15 protein-coding genes are annotated in these 25544 nt (G+C 76.4%); 10 read left to right on the top strand and 5 right to left on the bottom strand.

The features are described 5' to 3' along the window. Positions 1–157: 157 nt before the first annotated feature. From AB0O29_RS21170 to AB0O29_RS21160, 3 genes are all read right to left on the bottom strand, one after another. The gene (locus tag AB0O29_RS21170; RefSeq protein ID WP_365153533.1) at positions 158–1543 is read right to left on the bottom strand and encodes a cytosine permease; all 1386 of its coding nucleotides are present in this window, start codon (positions 1541–1543) and stop codon (positions 158–160) included. A 240-nt stretch (positions 1544–1783) separates the two neighbouring features. Continuing rightward, positions 1784–2065, bottom strand: a complete 282-nt coding sequence (locus tag AB0O29_RS21165) for a pyrimidine/purine nucleoside phosphorylase (RefSeq protein WP_365153531.1) — start codon at positions 2063–2065, stop codon at positions 1784–1786. Between the two features lie 150 nt (positions 2066–2215). Next, on the bottom strand, positions 2216–3268 hold the full coding sequence (locus AB0O29_RS21160) for a YncE family protein (protein WP_365153529.1): 1053 nt from the start codon (positions 3266–3268) through the stop codon (positions 2216–2218). A 149-nt stretch (positions 3269–3417) separates the two neighbouring features. Between AB0O29_RS21160 and AB0O29_RS21155 the strand changes: the two genes are divergently transcribed. The 3 genes from AB0O29_RS21155 to AB0O29_RS21145 all read left to right on the top strand — a co-directional run bounded on the left by AB0O29_RS21155 (position 3418) and on the right by AB0O29_RS21145 (position 5981). Continuing rightward, complete coding sequence (locus tag AB0O29_RS21155) at positions 3418–4338, top strand: LysR family transcriptional regulator (protein WP_365153527.1); 921 nt, start codon at positions 3418–3420, stop codon at positions 4336–4338. A 90-nt stretch (positions 4339–4428) separates the two neighbouring features. Beyond that, the gene (locus AB0O29_RS21150) at positions 4429–4803 is read left to right on the top strand and encodes a VOC family protein (RefSeq protein WP_365153526.1); all 375 of its coding nucleotides are present in this window, start codon (positions 4429–4431) and stop codon (positions 4801–4803) included. A gap of 104 nt (positions 4804–4907) precedes the next feature. Then, positions 4908–5981: a GNAT family N-acetyltransferase gene (locus AB0O29_RS21145; RefSeq protein WP_365153524.1), complete on the top strand. Its 1074-nt coding sequence runs from the start codon at positions 4908–4910 to the stop codon at positions 5979–5981. 130 nt (positions 5982–6111) lie between these two features. On the opposite strand, the gene AB0O29_RS21140 is transcribed toward AB0O29_RS21145, so the two are convergent. Continuing rightward, on the bottom strand, positions 6112–7515 hold the full coding sequence (locus AB0O29_RS21140; protein WP_365153522.1) for an oxygenase MpaB family protein: 1404 nt from the start codon (positions 7513–7515) through the stop codon (positions 6112–6114). 146 nt (positions 7516–7661) lie between these two features. Further along, positions 7662–8471 carry a 4'-phosphopantetheinyl transferase superfamily protein gene (locus tag AB0O29_RS21135; protein WP_365153520.1) on the bottom strand — a complete coding sequence of 270 codons (810 nt, stop codon included), beginning with the start codon at positions 8469–8471 and terminating at the stop codon, positions 7662–7664. 369 nt (positions 8472–8840) lie between these two features. Between AB0O29_RS21135 and AB0O29_RS21130 the strand changes: the two genes are divergently transcribed. The 7 genes from AB0O29_RS21130 to AB0O29_RS21100 all read left to right on the top strand — a co-directional run. Then, positions 8841–11660, top strand: coding sequence for a LuxR C-terminal-related transcriptional regulator (locus AB0O29_RS21130; protein ID WP_365153518.1), 2820 nt, complete (start codon positions 8841–8843; stop codon positions 11658–11660). Between the two features lie 186 nt (positions 11661–11846). Then, positions 11847–14828: an AAA family ATPase gene (locus tag AB0O29_RS21125; protein WP_365153516.1), complete on the top strand. Its 2982-nt coding sequence runs from the start codon at positions 11847–11849 to the stop codon at positions 14826–14828. After that, on the top strand, positions 14825–17923 hold the full coding sequence (locus tag AB0O29_RS21120) for a LuxR family transcriptional regulator (protein WP_365153514.1): 3099 nt from the start codon (positions 14825–14827) through the stop codon (positions 17921–17923). The genes AB0O29_RS21125 and AB0O29_RS21120 overlap by 4 nt, the downstream gene beginning before the upstream one ends. A 237-nt stretch (positions 17924–18160) precedes the next feature. After that, entirely contained in the window at positions 18161–19339 is a 1179-nt protein-coding gene (locus AB0O29_RS21115) for a cytochrome P450 (RefSeq protein WP_365153513.1), read from the top strand. A gap of 11 nt (positions 19340–19350) precedes the next feature. Further along, positions 19351–19548, top strand: coding sequence for a ferredoxin (locus AB0O29_RS21110; RefSeq protein WP_365153553.1), 198 nt, complete (start codon positions 19351–19353; stop codon positions 19546–19548). A gap of 125 nt (positions 19549–19673) precedes the next feature. Continuing rightward, positions 19674–21266: a GMC oxidoreductase gene (locus tag AB0O29_RS21105; protein WP_365153551.1), complete on the top strand. Its 1593-nt coding sequence runs from the start codon at positions 19674–19676 to the stop codon at positions 21264–21266. A gap of 178 nt (positions 21267–21444) precedes the next feature. After that, positions 21445–25544 (top strand): beta-ketoacyl synthase N-terminal-like domain-containing protein (locus AB0O29_RS21100; protein WP_365153511.1); only part of this gene is annotated, 4100 nt, incomplete at its 3' end.

Here is a 25544-nt window from a genome sequence, read left to right as displayed (position 1 = left end):
GACGGAGGAGTGTCCCACCAGGGGTTTGGACGATGCCGGACGGCCCTGCACGGTCTTGAACGCCCTTGCACGGCTTGGGACGGGACGGGCCGCCGGGGTCGCCCGGGCCGCCCGGCCGTGGCGGCGGCTCCCGTACGGCGCCGCGGCCGCGGCCGGGTCAGTCGCTCGCGGGCGCGGCCGGGTGGATGGTCGCGGCGGGCGGGTTGGCGGTGCGGCGCGCCCAGAGCCAGTACAGGGCGGAGGTGACCAGCAGGCCGACGATCCACGAGACGTCGGCGCCGTCGAGCATCCTGGTGACCGCTCCGGTGTACAGCTTGGTGGCCAGGAACGGGACCTGGACGGCGATGCCGACGAGGTAGCAGGTCAGCGCGGCGGCGTTCCAGCGCCCGTAGCGGCCGTCGGGGTCGTAGAGGGCCGGGACGTCGACGCGTTCGCGGGAGATCAGGTAGTAGTCGACCAGGTTGATCGCGCTCCACGGGGTGAACACCGTCAGGAGCAGCAGTACGAAGTTCTTGAAGTTGGCGAGGAAGTCGTCGCTGGCGGCGAGTGCGATGACCATGGAGACCGTGATGAAGCCGACGATGTAGGCGGCGCGGACCGCGGGGGAGACGCGCGAGCGGCGGTCGAAGGCGGTGACGGTGGTCAGGATCGACATGAAACCGCCGTACGCGTTCAGGCAGTTGACGGTGAGCTTGCCGACCACGATGACCAGGTAGATCAGGAAGGCGAGGAAGGCCGGGCCCGCCAGCTTTCCGAGGAAGCCCACCTGGTCGGGCAGGAACGCCTTGCCGGCGACGGCGGCCGTGAGCGCGCCGAGCGTCATGGACCACTGGGATCCGATGACGGACCCGGCGAAGGTGGACCAGAACGTCGCCCGGGTGCTGGTGTCGCGGGGCAGGTAGCGGGAGTAGTCGGCGACGTAGGGGCCGAAGGTGAGCTGCCAGCCGGCCCCGAGTCCCACGGCGAGCAGGAAGGTCGCCGCGTCGAACCCCTTCTCGCCGACGTGCGCGCCGACGTCGTACTGCGTGAACAGCCGCACCATCAGGTAGCCGAGGCCGAGCGAGCCCACGACGGTGGCGACGCGGCCGGCGAGGTGGATGAGGCGGTAGCCGGTCACGGCGACCAGGGCGGTCAGCGCGCCGAAGAGCAGGATCCCGGCGGACGTGCCGACGTGCAGCATGGCGGACACGGCCTGCCCGGCCAGCACGCTGCCGGTCGCGGCGAACCCGAGGTACATGAGGATGACCAGCAGCAGCGGAAGGACCGCCCCGTACACGCCGAACTGCGCCCGGCTGGAGATCATCTGCGGTACGCCCAGCCGCGGTCCCTGCGCGGAGTGCAGGGCCATGACGATGCCGCCGAGCACGTTGCCGATGAGCAGCGCGGGTATCGCCCAGAGCGGGTCGGCGCCGAAGACGACGGACAGGGCGCCGTCGACGATGGCGGTGATCTGCATGTTCGCGCCGAACCACAGGGTGAACTGGCTGCGCGGAGTGCCGTGCCGTTCGCCGTCCGGGACCGCCTCGACCGTGCGTCTCTCCATCGCCAATCGGTCCCCGACGGCGTGTTGTTCCGGCATGTGGTTCGCCTCTCCCGCAGCAGTTGCGGCGCAGCACGATGAGCTCCGCCGTCGACCCAGGTGGTGCTGCGCCGAATCTGGCATGGGGATCAACAAACATCAAGATCTTGAATGGCAAATTTCAGAGGGTGGTCGCCGCAGGCTGCACCGGGAACGGGCGAGGGGCCCGGGCGGCATGCGCCCGGGCCCCTCGCCGTCGTGCGGTCAGCGGTATTCGCAGAGGTAGGCGGTCTCGACCCGCACCTTGAGCTGGAACCTGCTGTCCCCCGGGACCTGGAAGCGGCTGCCTCCGGAGAAGGTCTCCCAGTCCTCGGCGCCGGGCAGCCTGACCGTCAGGGCGCCGCTGATCACGTGCATGATCTCGGGGGCCGCGGTGCCGAACTCGTACTCGCCCGGAGCCATGACGCCGATGCTCGCCGGGCCCTCCTCCTGGGTGAAGGCGATCGACTTGACCGTGCCGTCGAAGTATTCGTTGACCTTGAACATGTGCGTGGCGTCCTCTGGGGGAACGAGCGGAAACGGAAGGCCGGCCCGTCGCGCCCGGAAGACCGGCGAGGGGCAGGGTACCGCCCGCACCCCCCTCCCCGGCCGGCCTGCCCACCTGCTGGTCGGCACCGGCCGGCGGACCGCGGCCGGTCAGGCGGGGCGGGGGACGTACGCCAGGCCGTGCGCGCCGGCTTCGCCGAGCTTGGCGACGTCCAGCCGGGCCAGGCGCTCCAGGGTGTCCAGGTCGACGACGTCGACGGTGGAGGAGACCACGCAGGACACGTAGCCGAGCCGGCCGTCGGGGGAGGAGGTGATGGTGAGCGGGAAGAGCCCCACCTCCACCTCGCCCACCCGCTTGCGGGTCCCGGCGTCGAACACGCTGAGGAGGCCGGGCGCGTGGCGTCCGAGCCGCGCCCCGGGGTCGGCCGTCATGCGCAGCTCGCCCGCGAGGAGCCGGCCCGTCGACGTCAGGTGGACCGGCAGGATGACGTTGTCGGTGGGCAGGGTGTCGACGACGGACGCCGTCCGGGCGTCGATGACGCGGATGCCCGTCGCGGGCCGGCCCTCGGCGCCCGCGGCGAAGTCGCCGTAGGGCGCCGCGACGAAGGCGTGCGCGCCGTCGGCGGAGACGGCGATGCCCTCACTGCCCGGGACCTCGACCTTCGCGGTCAGCACCCCCCGTTCGAGGTCCACCACGGACACGAACGGGGCCTCCTTGTTGGTGGCGTACCCCGTCCGCCCCGCCGGATCGATCACGAACCAGTGCGGGCCGGGCGCGTCCGTGTCGATCCTGCCCAGGGCGCGGCGGGTGGCGGTGTCGATCACCACGACACCGCCGGACCGGTCGTCCCCGGACTCCACGCTGACGTAGAGCCGCCCCCGCGCCGTGTCCAGCGCCAGCCCGTGCGGCCCGTGCTCCGGGGCGAGGTCGACGATCTCGACGACGCGGCGGGTGTCGGGGTCGATGACGGCCAGCTCGGTGCGGCGGCCGCCGTTCGCGTGGTAGTAGCCCGAGTGGTACGTCAGCGTGCACCACAGCAGCCGCTGCGTCGGGTCGTAGCACAACTCGTGGGGCTCGGAAGGGACATGGACGTCGCCGAGGTGCCGGTCGGAGGCGGCGTCGAAGAACGAGACCGTCGGTCCGCTCTGACTGACGACGGCGAGCACGTCGCCTTCTCGGCCGGTACGGGGGGACTGCTGCACAGCGGCTCCTGGAACGGGGCGAAGGGTGGATGCCACACGGATGCGCGGGCCTCTCCACTCTCCGGTGCGGGCGGCGGGCACAGCAATGCAAAGATGGGCACCTAATCATTGCCGGAAATGGAAAACTGCAGTTCAAGGGGGATGGGTTCATGGATCTCAACCTGCTGCGCGTCCTGGACGCCCTGCTCCAGGAGAACAGCGTGACCCGTGCCGCCGAGCGCCTCGGCACCTCGCCCGCGGCGGTCAGCCGCACCCTGGCACGGCTGCGCCGCACCGTCGGCGACCCGCTGCTGGTCCGGGCCGGGCAAGGGCTGGTCCCCACCCCGCGCGCCGTCGAACTCCGTGAGGAGGTGGGGGCGTTGCTGCGCGGCTGCGACAACGTGCTGCGGCCCGGCGCCGGGTTCGACGCCGTCCACCTCCAGCGCACCTTCACGGTGCAGGCCGCCGAGCTGCTGCTGGTGGGGCTGGCCGGGACCCTGACCGAGCGGATCCACGCGCAGGCCCCGCGGGTGGACGTGGTCTTCCTGCCGGAGGCGGTCGAGGGCGGCCCGGGGCTGCGGCAGGGCTGGGTGGACGTCGAACTCGGCGTCCTCGGCCACCTGGACCCGGAGATCGAGACCCGGCCGCTCACCCGGATGCCGCTGGTCGGCGTCGCCCGCAGCGGGCACCCCCTCTTCGAGGGGCGGATCGACGCCCGTCGCTTCGCGGCGGCCGACCACATCGGCATCTCCCGGCTCGGCAAACGGCACGGGCCCATCGACGGGGCCCTCGCCGGACTGGGGCTGCGCCGCCGGACCGCCGTCGTGGTCCCCAGCCACACGAGCGCGATGATGCTCGCCCGGGAGACGGACCTCGTCGCCCTCAGTCTGGAGGGCTGGCTGCCCGGCACCATCGAGGCGATGGGCCTGCGGACCTTCCCCGTCCCCCTGGACCTGGAACCGCTCGACCTGGGCATGGCCTGGCACCCGCGCAACTCGGCGGACCCCGCGCACCGCTGGTTCCGCGAACACCTCGCCTCCGCCGTCCTGTCCCCGGCCGGGCCGGGGCCGGCCGGGGGTAGCGCCGGCTGAGGGGGCATACCGGACGCCGCGGCGGGTACGAGCCGTACGACCCCTCCCGTACCGCGGACGCGGGAGCCCCCACAGAACAGGGTGTCGGAAGTGATTCGAAAGCTGCAGGCGGTCGCGTTGGACTGCGCCGATCCGGTCCGGCTCGCGGAGTTCTACGCGGCCCTGCTCGGCGGCCGGGTGGTCACCGACCCGGACGACCCCGGCTGGATCGAGGTGCACGGGTTCGAGGGGACGCCCCTGGCCTGCCAGCGCGTGGACGGCTACCGGCCGCCCGAATGGCCCGGCCAGGGGCGCCCGCAGCAGCTCCACCTCGACTTCGACGTGGACGACCTCGACCTGGAGGAGGGGCGGGCGCTCGCCCTCGGCGCGACCGTACTGGAGCGGACGGACCAGCTCCGCCCGGACGCCAATTGGCGGGTCTACGCGGACCCCGCGGGGCACCCGTTCTGCCTGTGCCGGCACTGAGCCGGTACTGTGCCGACGCCGAACCGGCACTGAGCCGGCACCGAACCGGGCCGTGTCCGATATCCGCTGGCCGGAGTCCGGGTGGTGACCCTAGGGTTCGGGCCATGACGATCATGACCCCCCAGTCCGTGGACCGGTCCGTGTCCCTCACCGCACAGGCACTCCGGAAGGTGGCGCACCTCGACTGGTCCACCCCCGCCGCAGGGCTGGAGTGGAGCTGCCACGACACCGCCGTGCACATCGCGAGCGACTTCACCGCCTATGCCGCCCAGCTCACCGGGCGCGCGAGCGGCGGGTACGTCCCCTTCGAGATCAGCGCGGACCCCGGCACCACCCCCGACGGGCTGATCGAGGTCATCGAGGCCACCGGCGGCCTGCTGTCCGCCGCCGTGGCCGCGGCCGGGCCCGGGGACCGGGCCTGGCACCCGTACGGCACGGCCGGCGCGGACGGGTTCGCGGCCATGGGCGTCGTCGAGACCCTGCTGCACACCCACGACATCCTGAACGCCCTCGGCGTCCACGACTGGGAGCCCGAGCCGGCCCTCTGCGAGCAGGTCCTCGACCGGCTCTTCCCGCAGGCGCCGCGCGCCGACGGGGCGGCGTGGCCGGTCCTCCTGTGGGTGACCGGGCGGGCCGGCCTCGGCGCACTGCCGCGCCGGCCGGTCTGGCGCTGGTACTCCGAGCCCGTCGCGGCGGGCCGCGTCGTCCTCTGCGAGATCTCCCCGCAGGTCGCCGCCGACCTCCACGCCGGCGGCACCGGCGGCTTCGCCTGGGCCGGCGACGGTCCCGGCGACGGCACCCGGGTCGCCTCCGGGATGGTGCTCAGGGCCCGGGAGGAGGGCACGTACCGCCCGGGGTGGGGCCCGTACGCCATCGTCCGGACGGACGACCGGCGCGCGATCGGCGGGATCGGCTTCCACGGCGCCCCCGACGCCGAGGGCAACGCCGAGATCGGCTACGACCTCGTCCCCTCGGCCCGCGGCAACGGCTACGCCACCGACGCGCTGAACGGCCTGGCCGCCTGGGCCTTCGCCCAGTCCGGCCTGACCACGCTGCACGCCTCGGTCGACGCGGACAACGCCCCCTCCCACGGCGTCGTCACCCGGGCCGGCTTCGAACGCACCACCCCCGCCGGGGCCGCCGAGGTCCGCTACGTCCTGCGCGCCCCCCGGGTCTGACCGCCCCGGGAGCCCGGCCGCCGGACCGGATCCGCGTACGGACGCGGATCCGGGCGGGGTGGTTCAGGCGGGTGTTCACGCGGGGTCGGATCAGGCGGGGTGTTCACGCGGGGTGGTTCAGCCGGGGTGTTCAGGCGCGGCCGAGGAGGCCCGCGCCGGCGGTGTTCCCGCCGTGGGCGGTGAAGAAGTCGCGGAAGGCGGCGACGAACTCCGCCTCCTCGACCCGGCCGTCCCCGTCCGCGTCCAACTCCCGGAAGCCCTCGTTGAGTTCGGCCGGGTGGACCCGGGGGCCGCCGAACAGCGCGCGGTACTCGTCCGCCCCCAGGTAGCCGCTCCCGTCGGCATCGGCGGCCCGGAACAGCTCCCGTACCGCCGGGACCAGGCCCTTCTCCAGGTACTGCGGGTCGCGGTCCACCCCGGACAGCATCGCGGACACGAACTCGCGGCAGTCCACGCCCCCGTCGCCGTCCGTGTCGGCCGCCTCCCGGAGCTGGCGCCACCAGCCCTCGAAGGCGGCGTAGACCTCGTCCTCCCGCTCGGCGGGCAGTTCGAGCCGCCAGCACACGGAGTGCACCATCGCCTGGAGGTCGGCGGAGTCGACCCGGCCGTTGCCGGTCTGGTCCAGCACCTCCCGGAAGAACCTCTCCAGCCGGGCCGGACGCGAGTCGCCGCCGCGGGCCCGGGGCACCGCCGCCCGCGCGGGCGCGCCGCTCACGCTCCTACGCCGGTAGCGCACCCGGTCGGGAGCCAGGTCCATGGCGTGCCGCAGCCCGTGGTGCAGCGCCCACGACAGCGCGGCGCCCCCGGTACCGCGCGAGGTCCCGAACCGCTCGTGCCAGGCCGGCGGCAGATCGCTGACGGTGAGTGCGGCCAGAGCCCGGGCGACCACCGTCCGCAGCAGCGGCCACGCGGGCGCCAGCCGTCCCAGCCGGCGCGGCGCGGGGGCCTGCCGGAGCATCGTGTACAGCATGTCGCGGACCTCGGGGCCGTACTCCAGGACCTCCCGGACCATCCGCTCCACGTACGCCGGGACCTCGGCGGCGCTCGCCGGGAGGGCCTCGCCCGGGATCCCGAGGGCGGCACACACGTCGAGGAACTCCGCGTACAGCAGGTCGCGTTCGGCGGGCGGCAGCGGATCGCCGGACAGTTCGCGCATGGCGGTCATCGACTCGTACAGGGTGACCATCACCCAGCCGCGGACCTCGGGGTCCTCGGCGCTGAACGGCCGCCCGGACGCGTCGGTGCCCCGGATCCGCCGGTGGGTGCGCTGGAGGCGGGCCACCTCCAGGCGCCGTTCCTCGGGACCGGCGAAGAACAGCCGGCTGCCGCTCTCCATGGTGTGCTCGATCCGCCGCCACGGATGGGCGCGGTAGGTGGAGTACCGGTCCATGCCCGCCGCGACGACGGGGTGGGCGATCTGCAGCACGAGCAGCCGCCACGCCACGAGCCCGATACGCCGCTCGCCGAGGGTCCGCCGCAGCAGCGTCTCGACGGGAGGTAAGGCCGTGGAGGTCACAGGAGGCACAGGGGTCACGGGAGTTTCCTTCTTTCGCAGGAGCACCGGCACCCCATACAACGCCGCCGCCCCCGGCCCGGTCCGCCGCAGCCGCGGCCGCCACCCGGACGTGCGTCCTCCCGAACGTCCGCGCGCCGCCGCCGGTGTCCCGTGGCGGGCGCGGGTCAGCGGCCCGCCAGGACCTCGGCGGCGGACGCGTCCAGCACTCCGAGGTGGTGGGTGCGGACCGTGATCGCCGGGTCGGCGCCCGGCGCCCGCTCCAGGGCCACGGCCGCCGCGTGCTCCGGCCCCACCGGCACGTCCCGGACGGTCCACCCCGGCGGCCGGGCGGGCGCCCCGACACCGGGGTCGCCGAGGTAGTCCAGGTCCGGGCTGCGGCCCACCCCCGTGCCCAGCCCCTTGAGGTAGGCCTCCTTGCGGGCCCAGAGCCGGGCGAAGACGGCGGGCCGCAGGGCCGGCTGCGCGGCATGGACGGCCCGCCGCTCGGCGGGATGCAGGGCCTCGCTCACGGTGGCCGCCTTGCGCGGCGGCGGCAGCGCCTCCACGTCCACCCCGACCGGCCGCCCGGCGACCCCGATCAGCACCAGGCCGCCCGCGTGGGACAGGGAGAAGTGCGGCGCGTCCGCACCGGCGAGGGCCGGCCGCCCGTGGGGCCCGCCGCAGCACGGGCAGGACCGGCGCACGAACACCAACTCCGCCGGGCGGACGCCCTCGTAGGCGCAGAGCACCCGGCGCAGCGCCAGGTGCGCGGCCACGTAGCGGCCCCGGTCGAGGGGACGGACGAACGAGGTGACCCGGGAGCGCTCCCGGGGGTCCAGCGGCGACCGGTCGAGGACCACGGAACGCAGCCCCGCGTCCGTGACGTGGAACAGCCACAGGTCCAGCGAGTCCGCGGCCGGCCGGGACATCCGCCCCGGCCAGGGGGCGGGGGCCCAGCCCGGCGGCGGACAGGACGGCTCCAGGTGGGACAGCACGCAACACTCCGGTGGGTTCGGCGGCCAACTGCTGTCCCGGCACGATAACGCAGCCGGGTAACGGGAATTGATGGCCGGATATCGGCTGCGGGTTTCAACGGCCCACTCGCCCGGTACCCGGTATCCCTGCGGGAATAAGGGAATTCGGCGGTGCGGAAAGGCCGAAATCCATGGGGTTCTCCGCCGGCGGGCGGCCCGTCCGTGGCATGTGCCTCGGCCAAGGTCCAGTACATTCTGGCTCAAATCGAGTGGATCGCCCGGAAGTTCCCACGGCACATCCCTTACGATCTTGGTCACGCAGGGACATTCCGGCGTCGTACCGCCGGACGGCCCGGAGGCGGTTCCACGAAGGAAGAGGGAAATGCAGTGGTGTGCACCGCTGGAAAGACGTGGGGCCCGGCCCCGGACGTCCCCACCCCCGAACTCGAAACGCTGCTGCGCCACGCCGCCGAGGCGCGGGCGGGCGCCGCGCGGGCCGTCCTCGTCCGGGGCCCCGCCGGAATAGGCCGCACCCGCCTGCTGACCCTCGCCCGAGAGCGGCTCGCGGCCTCCGGATACACCGTCCGGTACGCCGCCGGCCCGCCGGACGGCCCGGCCCGAGGCCGTACGGTGGACACCCTGCTCCCGCCCACGCCCGGGGCGCCGGCCCCCGCCGCACCCGGCGGCCTCCACCGCGACCGGCACCTGATCCACCGCCGCGCCCTGGACCTGCTCGCCGCCGGACCCCTGGCCCTGCTCGTCGACGACGCCCAGTGGTGCGACGAGGCCTCCCTGCACACCGCCGCCTTCCTCCTGCGCCACGCCGCCGCCCGGCCCCTGCTGCTGGTCCTCGCCCAGCGCACCGGCGCCCCCGGCCCCGGCACCCCCGTACTCGCCGAGCTCCTCGCCCAGGGCCGCTGCGCCGTGCTGGAACCCGCCCCGCTCGACGAGGCCGCCATCACGCACCTGGCCGCCCGGATCTGCGGCACACCGGCCGACCGCCGGTTCGTCAGCCGCTGCGCCGAACTCACCGGCGGCAACCCGCACCTCCTGGACCGGCTGCTCACCGCCGTGCGCACCCTCGGCATCCCGCCCGACGCCGACGCCGTGCACCAACTGGCCACCGTCCACCAGGGCGTGCTGACCTCACGGGTCCCCGAACTGCTGGCCGCCGGCCCGCGCCGCGCCCGCCGGGTGGCCACCGCCCTCGCGGTACTCGGCCGGGCCGACCCCGACCTGCTCGCCGCCCTCTGCGGACTGGACGTACCGGCCGTGGACCGCACGCTGACGGCGCTGCGCCGGATCGAGGCCGTGGTGCCGGGCGCCCCGCCGCACATGCGCGAAGGCGTCCGCGGCGCGGTCCTCGCCACCCTGCCCGCCCCCGAACTGCGGGACCTGCGGATCCGAGCCGCCCGCGTCCTCAGCGACGCCGGCCGCCCCGCCCCCGAGGTCGCCGAACAACTCGCCCCGCTGGACCGGATCGACGAACCGTGGATGTTCGCCGTCCTGCGCGACGCCGCCGCCGAGGCCCCCACCCGGGCCACCGTCCGGGCCGCCGGCCGCTGGCTGCGCGACGCGGCGGACCACGGGCTCACCACCGCCGAACGCCGCGACCTGCACGTGGAACTCGCGCGCGCCGCCGGCCGTACCGTCGTCACCCCGGCCCACGCCCTCCGGCACCTGCGCCAGGCCCTCGCCCTCACCCCCGACCCGCAGGAACAGGCCCCCGTGGCCGTGCAGTACGCCATGCTGGCGCTCGGCACCCGCCGGGCCCCCGAGGGCCTGCGGTTGCTGGAGCGGGTCCTCGACGGTCTGCCCGGCCACGCGGCCGCCGGCCCCGCCGGCCGCGACCTGCGCACGACCGTCGAATCCGCCCTGCTGGCCGCCGCCGTCAACGACCGGACCGCGCTCCCGGCGGCCCGCGCCCGGGCCGCCGCCCTGCCGGTACCCACCGGGCACGGACCCGCCGACCGGCGCCTCCTCGCGGCGCTCAGCGCCTTCGCCGCCCTGGACGGCGGATCCGCCGCCCGGGCCGCGGACCTCGCCCGCCGCGCCCTGCGCGCCGACGAACCCGGCACCGCCGGCTGGGAGGTGTTCTGTTCCTCCGCCGTCCTCGCACTCGCCGACCACGTGGACGAGGCCCTCGCCGCCCTCGACCGGGTCCTGGCGCCGGACCGCGAACACCCCCCGCTGTGGCCCCGGCGCGCCGCGCTGGCCGGCCGCTCCCTCCTCCTGCACGGCATCGGCGACGTCCCCGCCGCCGCCCGCGCCGCATGGGCCGCCACCGAGGTCACCGGCCCGGCCGGCGCCCCGCCGCTGGCCCGCCTCGCGCTGAGCCGCGTACTGCTCTCCCAGGGGGCGGCCGCCCGGGCCGGCGCCGTGCTCGACGGACTCGCCCGCACCGCGGGCCACCTGGACCGCAGCGTGTGGGAACGGCACCTCCACCTGTACACCTCGGGGGAGGTCCGCCGGGCGCTGGGCGACCGCGAGGGGGCGCTCGAACTGTGGCGGCGGTGCGGGCTCAGCCAGGAGGAGGCGGGCATCACCAACCCCGTCCTGGCCCCCTGGTGGCTGCCGACCGCCACCACGCTGGCCCGGCTGGGCCGGGGATCCGAGGCCGCCGGGCTGGTGGAGGACGCGCTGGAGCGGACCCGGGCCTGGGGCACCCCGCGCGCCCTGGGGCTGGGTCTGGTCGCGGCCGCCTCGGTCGTCACGGGCCGGGCCCGCACCGAGCTGCTGGAACGGGCCGTGGAGACGCTGGCCGGCTCTCCGGCCCGGCTGGAACTGGCCCGGGCCGAGTACCGGCTGGGCCGGGAGCTGCTCGCCCTCGGCGACGCCCGGGCCGCACGCGGCCACCTGCGCCAGGCCATCGAACTGGCCACCCGCTGCGGCTCCCACGCGCTCACCGCCACCGCCCGCGAGGCGCTCGTGACCGCGGGCGGACGGATGCCGCAACTGGCCGTCGCCCCCGTGGACTCCCTGACCCCCAGCGAACGGCGGATCGCCACCCTGGCGCTGCGCGGACACAGCAACAAGAAGATCGCGGAGGCCCTGTTCATCACCCCGCGCACGGTGGAGATGCACCTGACGAACGTCTACCGCAAGCTCGACGTCCGGGGCCGCGCCGACCTGCCCCGCGGCCTCGGCACCCGCCCCCGCCCCGCCGCCCGCCCGCCTGCGCCCCGCACAGCCGACGGCGTATCGGCCTAGGCGGGCCGTCTCCTCCCGATCCCGCCCGGCCCGCGCCCCGGGGGCTTCCTCGGCGCGTTCCCCTCGGCGCGGTGCCGGGCGGGGAGGCGGGCGACGGGCCCCGGCCGGAGGCCCGGACGGCCCCGGCGCGCCGCGCCCGCCGGGCGGGGAGTGCCATCGACACGACACCCAGGAGGACGGACAGCCATGCCACGGACGACAGCCGCCCCGCCGGCCCCCGCGCCCGGCCCGCGCCCAGGCCCCGGCGGGCGGACGGCGCCCCCCGGGCGGGAGGCCGAGGACCGGCTGCTGCGCGGCCTGCTGGCCGACCTGCGGCGGGGCCGGCCCGCGGTCGTCGAGGTCCACGGACCGCCCGGCATCGGACGCACCGCCCTGCTGGAGCACGCCGCCGCCCTCGCCGGGGAGGCCGGCGTACGGGTCGTCGCCGCGGCGGCCTCGCCCGAGGAGACCTCCCTGCCCCACGGCATCGCCGCCCAGTTGTGCCCCGGGACCGGCCCCGCCGCCGGAAGTCCCCCGGGCGGCCCCGGCGACGGCACCGGCCGGCCCCGTCGCCCCGACGACCTGTGCGCCGCCGTCCAGGCCGCCGCCCGCCGCCACCCGACGCTGCTCTTCGTCGACGACCTCCAGTGGGCCGACGCCCCGTCACTGCGCGGGCTGCAGGCGCTGGCCCGGCGGCTCGCCGGGGTGCCGCTGATGCTGCTCACCTCCCGCAACAGCGCCGCCCGGCCGGACCCGTCCGACCGGATCGAGCCCTGCCCGCTGGCCGACGGGCGCGCCGTGGCCCGGCACGTGCTGGACCTGCCCCCGCTGACCGCCGAGGCCGTCCGCCGGATCCTCGACGCCACCTGGCCCGGCTCCGTCGACGCGGCCTTCGGACAGGAGGCCGCCCGCCTCCTCGACGGCAACCCGGCCCTGCTGCGGTCGGTCGTCGCCCGGTTCGTCCGGCACGACTGGACCCCGCGCACCGCCCACCTCGCCCACCTCGCGGAGAGCGCGGCGGAAGCCGTCCGGGAACGCACCGTGCGCACCCTTCCGCTGCTGCCCGCCGAACTCCTCGCCGTCCTGCGCGCGATCGCCGTCGCCGGGCCCGACTGCACGCCCGGCCTCATCGACGTACTGGCCGCCGGCCCCCGCACCCCGGCCGCCGCCCGCGCCCTGACCCTGCTGTCCGGCACCGGCCTGCTCGCCGACGGCCCCCGGCCCGCCCTGCGCGGCGAGGCCGCCGCCCGGGCCGTCCTGGCCGAACTCGGCACCGAGCAGCGGGAGCGACTGCACGCCCGGGCCGCCGCGTGGGCCCACCGGGCGGCCCTGCCCGACCGCGCCGTGGCCCGGATGCTGCTCGGCGCCGGACCCGTCGGCGCCCCCTGGGCGGTGGCGGCCCTGCGCCGCCGCGCCGCCGAACACCGTGCGGCCGGCCGCCACCACCAGGCCGCCCGGCTGCTGGAACGGGCCCTGCGCGAGCCGGTGCCGGACGCCCTGAGGGTGCGGCTGCTGACCGAGCTGGGCGCCGCCGTGCTCCCCACCGACCCCGAGGCCGCGAGCCGCCACCTCCACCGGGCCCTGGACCCCCCGGCCGACGCCGCCGGGTCCGCGCCCGCCGGCCCCGGCACGGTACGGGCCCGGCTGCGCGCGGCCGAACTCCTCGTGGCCCGGGGCGACGTCCTCACCCCGGCCGCCCGCATCGCCCGCGCCGCCGCCGAGGCCGAGCCGGGCACCGCCGAGCACTCCGCGCTGCGGGCCCTGCACTGGATGGCCGAGCACGGCCGCCCCGACCCGCAGGACGGCGGGGGCCCGCCGCCGCCCGACTCCCCGCCCGCCCGGCCGGAGCAGGCCGCCGAGGCAGCCGTGGCCGCCTGGCGGACCGCCCAGCGGGGCCTGGACATCGGCCGCGCCCGCGAGCTCGCCCGCGCCGCCCTGGCCCCGGAGGCCCGCGTACACGTTCCGCCGGCCGTCCGCGCGGCCGCCGCCCACGCGCTCGTCCTGAGCGGGGACACCGACGAGGCCCGGAGCGCCCTCGACGGGATCCTGGTCTGCGCGGGACGCCGTGACGCCCGGCCGGTGGCCGGCGCGGCCCTGCTCCTCACCTCCCTCGCCGAGCTGTGGAGCGGGCGGGACACCGCGGCGACGGCGGCCCTGGACCGGTGCGAGGAGGTCATGCCGGGCCGCTGCTGGCACCCCCTCATGGCGCCCGGCCCCCTGGCCCTGCGGGCCCTGCTGGAGCTGCGCCGGGGGGACGCGGACGCCGCCGCGCGGATCCTGGAGAGCCCGCTGCCGCCCGCCGCCGAGGGCGGCCTGGCCTGGGCCTACCTCCTCTACGCGCGCGGCCGGGTCCGGCTCGTGGCCGGCGAGCGCGACCCGGCCCTCGCCGACCTGCTGGAGTGCGGGCGCCGGTTGCTGGCCCGGCGGGCGGCCAACCCGGCCCTGCTGCCCTGGCGTTCGGCCGCCGCGCGGACCCGCGACCCCGAGGACCCGCTGGCCGTGCGGCTGCTGGCGGAGGAGCGCCGCCTGGCCCTGAGGTGGGGCTCGCCCGTAGCCCTGGCCACGGCCCTGGCCCCCGGGCCCGGCGGCGCCGCACCGCCGGGAGCGGCGGCGCGGGCCCGGGGGCGCGCCGCCGGCTGGCAGTACCGGCAGGCGCTGGTGGCCCTCGGCACGGCCCCCTTCTCGGGCCACCTCACCGTCGACACCCTGCTGGACGACGACCGGACCGCGCCCGGACCCGTACCGGCCGGGGCCGCGCACCCCGGACCGGACGCGCTCCCGCACCCCGGGCCGGACGGGGCCCTGTACCCGGGACCGGGCAGGGCCTCGTACCCCGGGCCGGACGGGGCCTCGTACCCGGCCCCGCACGCGGGACACGGCGTACGGCGGGACCGGCCGCGGCAGTTCCCGGCGCACGGGGGCCCGCAGGGGAGCGGTGACGGCGCGGCGCGGCCGGGACGGACACCTGCGGCCGGCGGGGCGGCGGCCGCCGCGCTGACCGAGGCCGAGCAGCGGGTCGCGGCGCTCGCCGCCGGGGGCCTGCCCAACCGGGCCATCGCCGGGGAACTCGCCGTCACCGCCCGCACCGTGGAACAGCACCTGACCAAGGCCTACCGGAAGCTCGGCATCCGGGGACGTCCCCAGCTGGCAGCGGCACTCGAACGAACAGCGACGGAGGAACCGACATGAATCCCCTGCTCCACCGGCGGCAGGAACTCGACCTGATCACGGCGGCGTTGGACGCCACGGGCGGTGCGGGGGGCGGCGGGTCGCTGACGATGGTCACGGGGGGCATCGGCATGGGCAAGACCGCCCTGCTCAGGGCCCTGCCGGAGCTCGCCGAACGCCGTGGCGTCCGCGTCCTCACCGCCAGCGGGGCCCCGCAGGAGCAGGCCTTCGGCCTCGGCGTGCTCAGCCAGTTGCTCACCCCGCTGCTGCCCGCCGCCGGGGGCGGCCTCGCACCACCCGAGGAGGGGGCCGACCCGAACGCCGGGTCCGGGCAGGACGAGGCGCTGCTGGCCCTGGTCGCCGAACACGCCGACCGCAAGCCGCTGCTCCTGCTGGTCGACGACCTCCAGTGGGCGGACACCCCCTCGCTGCGCTGGCTCGCCCGGCTCGCCGGACGGCTGCCCCGGCTGCGCGTCACCCTGGTCGCCGCCCTGCGCGAGGGCGACCCCGGCGAGGACGAGCCGCGCCTGCACCACCTCACCGGGCGCGCCGCCGCCGTCCTGCGGTTGCGGCCACTGCCCCCCGGGGCCACCGCCGAGCTGGTCGCCGCCCGCCTCGGCCGGCCCGTGGACCAGGCCTGCGCCCTCGCCTGCCACGAGGCGACCGGCGGGCACCCGCTGCTCCTCACGGCCACCCTCGACGCCCTGACCGCCGCCGCGCCCCAGGCCTGCGAGGGGCCGCTGCCGGACGCGGGGGTCATCCGGGGGATCCGCCCCGAGGTCCTGCGCGACCGCCTCGCGGCGGTCCTGCGCGCCCAGCGCCCCCCGGTATGGCGCTTCGCCACGGCCCTCGCCGTCCTCGGCGAGGACCCGGGGGGCGGGGGAGACACGGGGGAGCCGTGGGCTGAGGGGGACGCCCGGGGGGCTGGGGGCTGGGGTTACGCCAGAGGCACCGGGGGCACCGGGGGCACCAGGTACGCCGGCGACACCGGGCACACCGGGCACACCGGGCACACCGGGCACACCGGGCACACCGGGGGCACCGGGCACGTCGGGGACACCGGCCGCGCCGGAGCGGGTGCCGGGGGTGGGGGTGAGGACCCCGCCGCTCGGCTCGCCGGGCTCGATGCCACCGGCCGGGCCGAGGCGGAGCGGGCGCTGCGGCGGCTCGGGCTGCTGGCGGAGGAGCCCGTACCCCGGTTCGTGCACCCCGTCGTGGCCGACGCCGTGGAGGAGGCGATGGCCCCCGCCGAAGCGGAGGCCGTGCGTCTGCGCGCCGCCCTCCTGCTGCACCAGGGCGGCCACTCCGCCGAACGGGCCGCCGCCCAGCTGCTCGCCGTGTCCGCCTGCGAGGAGCCCTGGGCGCAGGAGGTCCTGCGGGCCGCCGCGACCGCCGCCCTGCGCCGCACCGACCCGGAGACAGCCGCCCGCTACCTGCGCCGCGCCCTGCTCCTCAGCCCGCCCGACGGGCCGGCCCGCGCCGATCTGCTCGTCGAACTCGCCGTCATCGAGCGCGACTTCGCCCCCAGGGCGGCGCTGCGCCACTTCACCCAGGCGCTGTTCCTCCTCCCGGACCCCGCCCGGCGGGCGGGGGTGGCGGGCCGGATACCGCCCTTCCTCCTCGACGACTGCCCGCCCGCCACCCTCGACACCGTCTCCAGGACGGCCGCCGAGCTGGGGGACGCGGCCGGCCTCACCGGCACCGACCGCGGCAGCGCCCTGCGCCTGGAGGCCCGCCTGCGGCACGCCGCCGTGGCCGGACCGGCCGAACTGGCCTCCGCCGCCGACCGGTTGCGCTCCCTGGGCCCCGTCCCCTGCCTGGACGGCGCGGCGGACCGCGAACGGGTCACCGTCCTGCTGCACGGGGCCGTCCTGGCCCAGCGGGTCACCGCCGCCGAGGCCGTACCCCTCGCCGAGCGCCTCCTCCAGCACGAGCCGGCCACCCCGGACCACGTCCACACCGCCCTGCCCCTGCTGACCGACGTCCTGGTCGCGGCCGACTCGCTCGCCACCATCGGCCCCTGGCTGCACACCGCGTACGACCGGGCCCGCCGCGACCACGCCACCGTCCCGCGCGCCCTGATCGCCTGCGAGCTCGCCCATCTCGCCCTGGCCCGGGGGGACCTGGCGGGGGCCCGCGCCCACGCCGCCGAGGCGCTCGGCCTGGGCGCCACCGACTGGGCCAGCCTGCGCTCCCTGGCCCCCGTCGTCCTCACCGCCCTGGAAGCCAGGGACACCGCCCTGTGCGAGCGGCTGCTGTCCGGCTCCCCGCCGGACGCCGCCCACGGCCACCTGCCCTCCCTGCGGCTGCTGATGCGCGGCTCGGCCGCCGCCCTGCGCCACGACCTGCCGACGGCCCTGGGCTGCTACCTCGACTGGGGCCGCACGGCCGAACGCGCCCACTGGCACAACCCCGCCGTCGCACCATGGCGTTCCTGGGTCTCCGCCCTCCACTACCGGACGGGCCGCCCCGGACAGGCCCACGACCTGATGGACGAGGAGTACGCCCGCGCCCTGAGCTGGGGCAGCCCGGTGGCCATCGGCCGCGCCCTGCGCGGCCGGGGCGCGATCACCCGGGGAGAGCCGGGGCTCGTCCTGCTGCGCGAGTCCGCCGCCGCCCTGGAACGGACCGCGCACCTCCTCGAACAGGCCCGCACCTCCCTGCTCCTGGGCCGGCGGCTGCTGGCCGCCGGCCGCGAGGCCGAGGCCGAGCACCGGCTGACCCGGGCCCGGGAGCAGGGACTCGTCTGCGGGGCGCCCTGGATCGCCGACCGGGCCGGCAGGGCCCTCTACACCATCGCGGGCTCCCGGGGCGCGGACGCGGTCGCCGCACTGACCCGTACCGAGCGCCGCGTCGCCGCACTGGCCGCCGCCGGCACCTCCAACCGGGCCATCGCCGAACGCCTGGAGGTCAGCGCCCGCGCGGTCGAGAAGCACCTCACCCAGGCCTACCGCAAGCTGCGCATCGACGGCCGTACCGAACTCGCCCCGATGGCGAAGCTGCTGTCCGAGGAGTGCCCCGAGGCCCGTACCCGTACCCGTGACCGGGCGGGGGAGGGGCGGGGGGCCGGGGGACCCGTACCGAACCGAACCGAAGCCTCCCGGTACCGCCCGTAACCGTACCCCCCGTCCCGCGCCCACAGGGTTAGCGTGCGGGGGATTGATTTCGTTGACACTTTTCACCGGATCTCCATACCTTCGTGTTGGCGCTGATCGAACTCCGCGGACGGCGGAGTTCGAATTGCAGGACGCCGTGTTAAGGACGCGTTGACGCCGTGTTGAGGCCGCGTTTCCGAGGGATTCAGCCGCAATACGGCCAGCCATGGAAGGGCATTTATGAGCCAGGGTTTACCGGTGACCTTTTCCACTGTCCGGGACGGATACTTCAGCCCGCCCCCGGAGACCCGGTCGCTGCGCCGGACCGAACCGCTGACGCGCATGGAATTCGCCGACGGCCATCTCGGATGGCTCGTCACCGGCTATTCCACCGCCCGGGCCGTCCTCGCCGACGCCCGGTTCAGCGCCCGCGGGGAGCTCAAGCACCCGCCGGTCCCGCGCGCCGCGACCCTGGACGAGGCCCCGGCGGCACCCCCCGGCATGTTCATCCAGCACGACGACCCCGAGCACCAGCGCTACCGCAAGCTGCTGGTGGGGCAGTTCACCGTCCGCCGCATGCGCCTGCTCACCGAGTGGATCGAGAAGATCACCGCGGAGCGGCTCGACGAGATGGAGCGCCTCGGCTCCCCGGCCGACCTCTTCGAGCACTTCGCGCTGCCCATCCCCTCCCTCGTCATCTGCGAACTGCTCGGCGTGCCCTACGCCGACCGCGCCACCTTCCAGCACCACACCCACGTGTGGAGCAGCTTCGGCGAGTCCACCGAGGACGTCACCGCCGCCTTCATGGAACTGGCGGCCTACCTGGGCGGCCTGGTCCGCCTCAAGCGCACCGAACCCGCCGACGACATCCTCAGCGGGCTGATCAGCGCCGACCCGGACCTCACCGACGAGGAACTCACCTCGATCGCCTTCCTGTTGCTGGTCGCCGGCCACGAGACCACGGCCAACCAGCTCGCCCTCGGCACCTTCGCCCTGCTGGAACACCCCGAACAGCTGGCCGCGCTGCGCGCCGACCCCTCCCTGATCGAGGGCGCCGTCGAGGAGAGCCTGCGCTACCTGAGCATCGTCCACCACGGCCCCACCCGGGCCGCCCTGGAGGACGTCGAGATCGAGGGCACCCTCATCAGGGAGGGAGAGGTCGTGATGGTCTCCCTCGCCGCCGCCAACCGCGACCCCGAACGCTTCCCCGACCCCGAGGCCTTCGACGTGACCCGGCGCGCCGCCGGCCACCTCGGCTTCGGCCACGGCATCCACCAGTGCCTCGGCCAGCAGCTGGCCCGCATCGAACTCCGCGTCGGCTTCACCGCCCTGCTGGAACGCTTCCCGGAACTGCGCCTGGCCTGCCCGCCGGAGGAGATCCGGCTCCGCCACGACATGCAGGTCTACGGCGTGTACGCGCTCCCCGTCGCCTGGTGACGGACGGCCCGCTGCGGGTCGGGGTCGACCGGCGGCTGTGCTGCGGCGCCGGGATGTGCGCCCTGCTGGCCCCCGAGGTCTTCGACCAGTGCGAGGAGGGCTTCGTGCTCCTGCTCGACCCCGGCCCGCCCGCCGCCGCGCACGCCGCCGTGCGCGAGGCCGCCGACCAGTGCCCCTGCTCGGCCATCACCCTGCACACCGGCGACTGACGCCTTCCCGGCCGCCGCCCGCCCCCGCCGTCCGGGGCGACCCCACGCCCATCGCCCGTCCCTTTTCTCCCGAAAGTCAGGTACACACCGTGGAACAGCACCTGTCACGCCGCCGCTTGCTCGGAATGACGGCCCTCGGCGCGGCGGCGCTCGCGGGCAGCACCACCATCGGAGCCCCCAGGGCCCTGGCCGCCGACCGCGCCGACGGGGTCGCGTTCGTCCCCGCCGTCGTCATCGGCACCGGCTACGGCGCCGCCGTCTCCGCCCTGCGCCTCGGCGAGGCCGGAGTCCGCACGGTCATGCTGGAGATGGGCCAGCTGTGGAACCAGCCGGGCCCCGACGGCAACGTCTTCGCCGGCATGCTCAAGCCCGACAAGCGCTCCAGCTGGTTCAAGAACCGCACCGAGGCCCCCCTCGGCAGCTTCCTGTGGCTGGACCTCGCCAACCGCGACATCGAGCCGTACGCCGGAGTCCTGGACCGGGTCAACTTCGACCAGATGTCCGTGTACGTGGGCCGCGGCGTCGGCGGCGGCTCCCTCGTCAACGGCGGTATGGCGGTGGCCCCGAAGCGCTCCTACTTCGAGGAGGTGCTGCCCCGCGTCGACTCCGCCGAGATGTACTCCCGCTACTTCCCGCGCGCCAACTCCATGCTCCGCGTCAACCACATGGACGACGGCTGGTTCGAGGGCACCGAGTGGTACAAGTTCGCCCGGGTCTCGCGCGACCAGGCCCAGAAGGCCGGGCTCGGCACCGTACACGTGCCCAACGTCTACGACTTCGATTACATGCGGCGCGAGGCGGCCGGGGAGGTCCCCAAGTCCGCGCTGGCCGGCGAGGTCATCTACGGCAACAACCACGGAAAGCAGAGCCTGGACAAGACCTACCTGGCCGCCGCCCTGGGCACCGGCAAGGTCACCATCGAGACCCTGCACCAGGCCAAGACCATCCGGCAGCAGAAGGACGGCACCTACCTGCTGACCGTCGAACAGCGCGACGCGGACGGCCGGCTGCTCGCCACCAAGGAGATCTCCTGCCGCCACCTGTTCCTCGGCGCCGGCAGCCTCGGCTCCACCGAACTGCTGCTGCGCGCCCGCGAGACGGGCACCCTGCCGGAGCTCAGCTCCGAGATCGGCGCCGGCTGGGGCCCGAACGGCAACATCATGACCGCCCGCGCCAACCACGTCTGGAACCCCACCGGCGCCAACCAGTCCTCCATCCCCGCCCTGGGCATCGACGACTGGGACAACCCCCAGAACCCCGTCTTCGCCGAGATCGCCCCCATGCCGGCGGGCCTGGAGACCTGGGTCAGCCTCTACCTGGCGATCACCAAGAACCCCGAACGCGGGACCTTCGCCTACGACGCGGCGACCGACCGGGCCGCCCTGCGCTGGACCCGCGACCAGAACACCCCCGCCGTCAACGCCGCGAAGTCGCTGTTCGACCGCATCAACAAGGCGAACACGACGATGTACCGCTACGACCTCTTCGGCAAGCAGCTGAAGGCCTTCTCCGACGACTTCACCTACCACCCGCTGGGCGGCTGCGTCCTCGGCCGGGCCACCGACGACTACGGCCGGGTGAAGGGCTACAAGAACCTCTACGTGACCGACGGTTCGCTCATCCCGGGCTCCATCGGCGTGAACCCGTTCGTCACCATCACCGCCCTGGCCGAACGGAACATCGAGCGGGTCATCCGGCAGGACGTCACCGCCGCGTAGCCGGTCGCGGACACCGGACACCGGTCGCCGGTCGCCGGTCCGCAGGGCCCTTTGCGGGGCCCTGCGGACCGGCACGCAGGGGGAACAGCACGGGGGCCTCCCCGGCATGCCCGCACGCCCCGAGGCGCTGCGGAACCAGCAATCAGCAGTAGTTCAACGGGTCGATGGAGCACACATGATGCGCGAGTCTGTCGCTATGCCGGAGGAGTCCGGGAACGGCGCACACGAGGTGATCGTGGCGATCGGGTCGGCACACCGCCCGCCGGGGACCACCGGCACGGACGCGGCGTACGACGCGGAATTCCTCGCGGAGGCCACCGCGGACCCGTCGGACCCCGCCCGGCCCGGCGCGCTGCCGCACGGGCCGGCCGCGGCCGAGACCTGGTGGGAGGCGCTGGAGGACGCCGGGGTCGTCCCGGCGGCCGTCCGCGGCCCGCGCACCGGCGTCTTCCTCGCCGGCCCCGGCGAGGACGCGGACCTCACGGTGCGGGACGAGGCGGCCGCGGCGGTCGGCGCCGTCCTGCGGTCCGCCCCCGGAGCCGCCCCGCTGCTGCGCCTCCTGCCCACCGGCCCCGACGCGCTGCGCGCGGCCCGCGAGGGCCTCGTCCGGGGCGAGCACGGCCTCGCACTGGCCGCCGGCCCCGACGTACGCCTGCCGGACGCGGAGCCCGGCGGCTACGGCGCCGTCCTGCTGAAGCCCCTCGCCGGGGCCCGGGCCGACGGCGACCGGATCCTCGCCGTACTCGACGCCGCCGGCCGCCTCACCGCCACCACCGACCTCGGCTGGGACTGCGCCCCGCACCCGGCCCCCGGCGCCGAGACCGCCCCCGGGGCCGAGACCGACGCCGAGACCGCCCCCTGCGCCGGCACCGGGGGCACCGCCGGTGGCGGGACCGAAGCAGCCGCCCCGGGCACGGGCCTCGGGGCCGACCCCGGCCCGGGCCTCGCCTCCGGCGCCGATGGCCGTGACGCCGTCCCGGGCGGTCCCGCCGGTTCCGGCGCCGACGCTGCCCCCGGTGCCGGGGAACCGGTGCCCTGGGTGCTCTCCGCCGCCGGGCCCGTGGCGCTGCGGGAGCGGGCGCGGGAGTTGCGGGCGTACCTCGGTGCGCGGCCCGGGCTCGACACCGCCGCCGTGGGGCGGGCCCTCGCCACCACCCGGCACCCGTTCCCGCACCGCGCCGTCCTCCTCGCCGAAGGCCGCGACCGGCTCCTCGACGCGCTGGCCGCCCTCGCCGACGGCGGGTTCGCCCCCGACGTGGTGCGCGGCACCGCCTCGCCCCGCCCGGCCGCCTTCGTCCTGTCCGGCATCGGCGGCCAGTGGCCCGGGATGGCCGCGGAACTCCTCGACTCCTCGCCCGAGTTCCGCACGGCGGCCCTGCGCTGCGAGCAGGCCCTCGCCCCCTTCACCGGCTGGCTCCTCACCGACGTGCTGCGCGGCGCCCCCGGCGCCCCCGCCCTGGACACCCCCGACGTCAGCGTCCCCGCCACCTTCGGCGTCCAGATCGCCCTCGCCGAGACCTGGCTGGCCCACGGGGTCCGCCCGCGCGCCTACGCCGGCCACAGCATCGGCGAGGTCTCCGCCGCCCACCTGGCCGGCGCCCTCACCCTGGAGGACGCCGCCCGCACCATCCACGCCTGGGGCGGCGCCCTGGCCGAACTCGCCGCGAACGGCGGCGACATGCTCGCCGTGAGCCTGCCCGGCCACCTCCTCCAGGAGCGGCTCGCGCCCTGGGCGGACCGGCTGGTCATCGCCGCCCACAACGGCCCCGGCTCCCAGGTGGTCTCCGGCGACGCCGACGCCGTCCGCGCCCTGCGCACCGCACTGGAGGGCGACGGCGTCCGCTGCGGCGGCGTCCGCATCGGCGCCGCCGCCCACTCGGCGCACGTCGACGCCGTCCGCGACCGCGTGCTCCGCGCCCTCACCGGCCTCACCCCCCGCGCCGGCCACACCCCGCTCTACTCCTCCGCCACCGGCGGCATCGTCGACGGCCGCACCCTGGACGCCGGCTTCTGGTTCGAGGCCCTGCGCCGCCCCGTCCGCTTCGAGCAGACCACCCACGCGCTGCTGGCCGACGGCCACGAGGCCCTCGTCGAGATCAACCCGCACCCCTCGCTGACCGCCGCCATGCAGGAGACCGCCGCGGCCGCCGGCCGCCACGCCGTCACCATCGCCACCCTGCGCCGGGGCCAGGGCGGCCTGCGCCGCCTGCGCACCGCCCTCGCCGAGGCCTCCGTGCAGGGCGTCGACGTCGACTGGGCCACCGCCTTCCCCGCCGCCCCGGCGGGAGCCGGGCGCGTCCGCCTGCCGACGTACCCCTTCCGGCGGGCCGCCGCCGCCGACGACGACGGCGCCCCGGCCCCGGCCGTCCGGCTCGCCCTGCTGCCGGAGGCGGAACGCGAACGCACCGCCGCCGCACTCGTCCGCTCCCTCACCGCCGCCCTGCTCGGGCTGCCCGGACCCGACGCCGTCGCCCCCGGCCGGGCCTTCCGCGACCTCGGCCTGGACTCCGTCACCGCCGTCGAACTCCGGGGCCGCCTCGGCGAGGCCACCGGACTGGACCTGCCGCCCACCGTCGTCTTCGACCACCCCACCCCGGCCTCCCTGACGGCCCGGATCCTCGCCGAAGCCCTCGGCACCCACGAGGAACCGGCCGACGCGGACACCACCACCGCCGCCTGGGACGAACCCGTCGCCATCGTCGCCATGAGCTGCCGCCTGCCCGGGGGCACCGACACCCCCGAGGCCCTGTGGCGGCTGCTCACCGAGGGCGGCGACGCCGTGTCCGCCCTGCCCGCCGACCGCGGCTGGGACGTCGAGGCCCTCTACGACGCCGAGCCCGGCCGCCCCGGCCGCTACTACCAGCGCGAAGCCGGCATGCTCCCCGAAGCCGCCGCCTTCGACCCGGAGTTCTTCGGGATCTCCCCGCGCGAGGCCCTCGCCATGGACCCCCAGCAGCGGCTCCTCCTGGAGACCGGCTGGGAGGTCCTCGAACGCGCCGGCATCGACCCCGCCACCCTGCGCGGCACCCGCACCGGCACCTTCGTCGGCGCCATGAACCAGGACTACGGCCCCCGCCTCCACGAGGCGCCCGAGGACATCAGCGGCTACCTGCTGACCGGAAACAGCGTCAGCGTCGCCTCCGGCCGCCTCGCCTACACCTTCGGCTTCGAGGGCCCCGCCGTCACCGTCGACACGGCCTGCTCCTCCTCCCTCGTCGCCCTGCACCTGGCCGCCCAGTCGCTGCGCACCGGCGAATGCTCCCTGGCCCTGGCCGGCGGCGTCACCGTGCTGCCGACGGCCGGCTCCTTCGTCGAGTTCAGCAAGCAGCGGGCCCTGGCCCCCGACGGCCGCTCCAAGGCCTTCTCCGCCGACGCCGACGGCTTCGGCCTCGCCGAGGGCACCGGCATGGTCCTCCTGGAGCGGCTCTCGGACGCCCGCCGCAACGGACACCGGGTCCTGGCCGTCCTCCGGGGCTCCGCGATCAACCAGGACGGGGCCTCGAACGGACTCACCGCGCCCAGCGGCCCCGCCCAGCAGCGGGTCATCCGACAGGCGCTGGCCAACGCCGGGCTGACGACCGCCGACGTGGACGCCGTCGAGGCCCACGGCACCGGCACCCGGCTCGGCGACCCCATCGAGGCGCAGGCCCTGCTGGCCACCTACGGCCGGAACCGGCCCGAGGACCGGCCCCTGTGGCTGGGCTCCCTCAAGTCCAACATCGGCCACACCCAGGCCGCCGCCGGCATCGCCGGCGTCCTGAAGTCCGTCCTGGCCCTCCAGCACGGAGTCCTGCCCCGGACCCTGCACGCCGACGTCCCCTCCCCGCACGTGGACTGGTCCGCCGGACGGGTCCGGCTGCTGACCGACGCCGTGGACTGGCCCGCGACCGGCCGCCCCCGCCGCTTCGGCGTGTCCTCCTTCGGGATCAGCGGCACCAACGCCCACGCCATCCTCGAAGAGGCCCCCGCCGAACCCGAGGCCACCGCCCCCGCCGAGGCCCCCGCCGGGCCCGAGACGGCCGAAGCCCCCACGGCCGAAGCCCCCGCCGTGCCCTGGGTCCTGTCGGCCCGCAGCCCCGAAGCGCTGGCCGCCCGCGCCGAAGCCCTCCTCGCCCACACGGCCGCGCACCCCGGCGTCCGGCCCGCCGACACCGGCCACGCCCTCGCCACCACCCGCACGGCCTTCGAACACCGCGCCGTCGTCGCCGGCGCCACCGGGGCCGAACTCGCCGAGGGCCTGCGCGCCCTCGCCGCCGGCGGGTCCACGCCGCGCACCGT

It is taken from the genome of Streptomyces sp. NPDC089915, from assembly GCF_040684675.1.
In the GTDB taxonomy this organism is placed as follows: Bacteria; Actinomycetota; Actinomycetes; order Streptomycetales; family Streptomycetaceae; genus Streptomyces.
The sequence above is the reverse complement of the archived record's forward strand: the minus strand, read 5'-3'. Positions and strand labels throughout refer to the sequence as shown.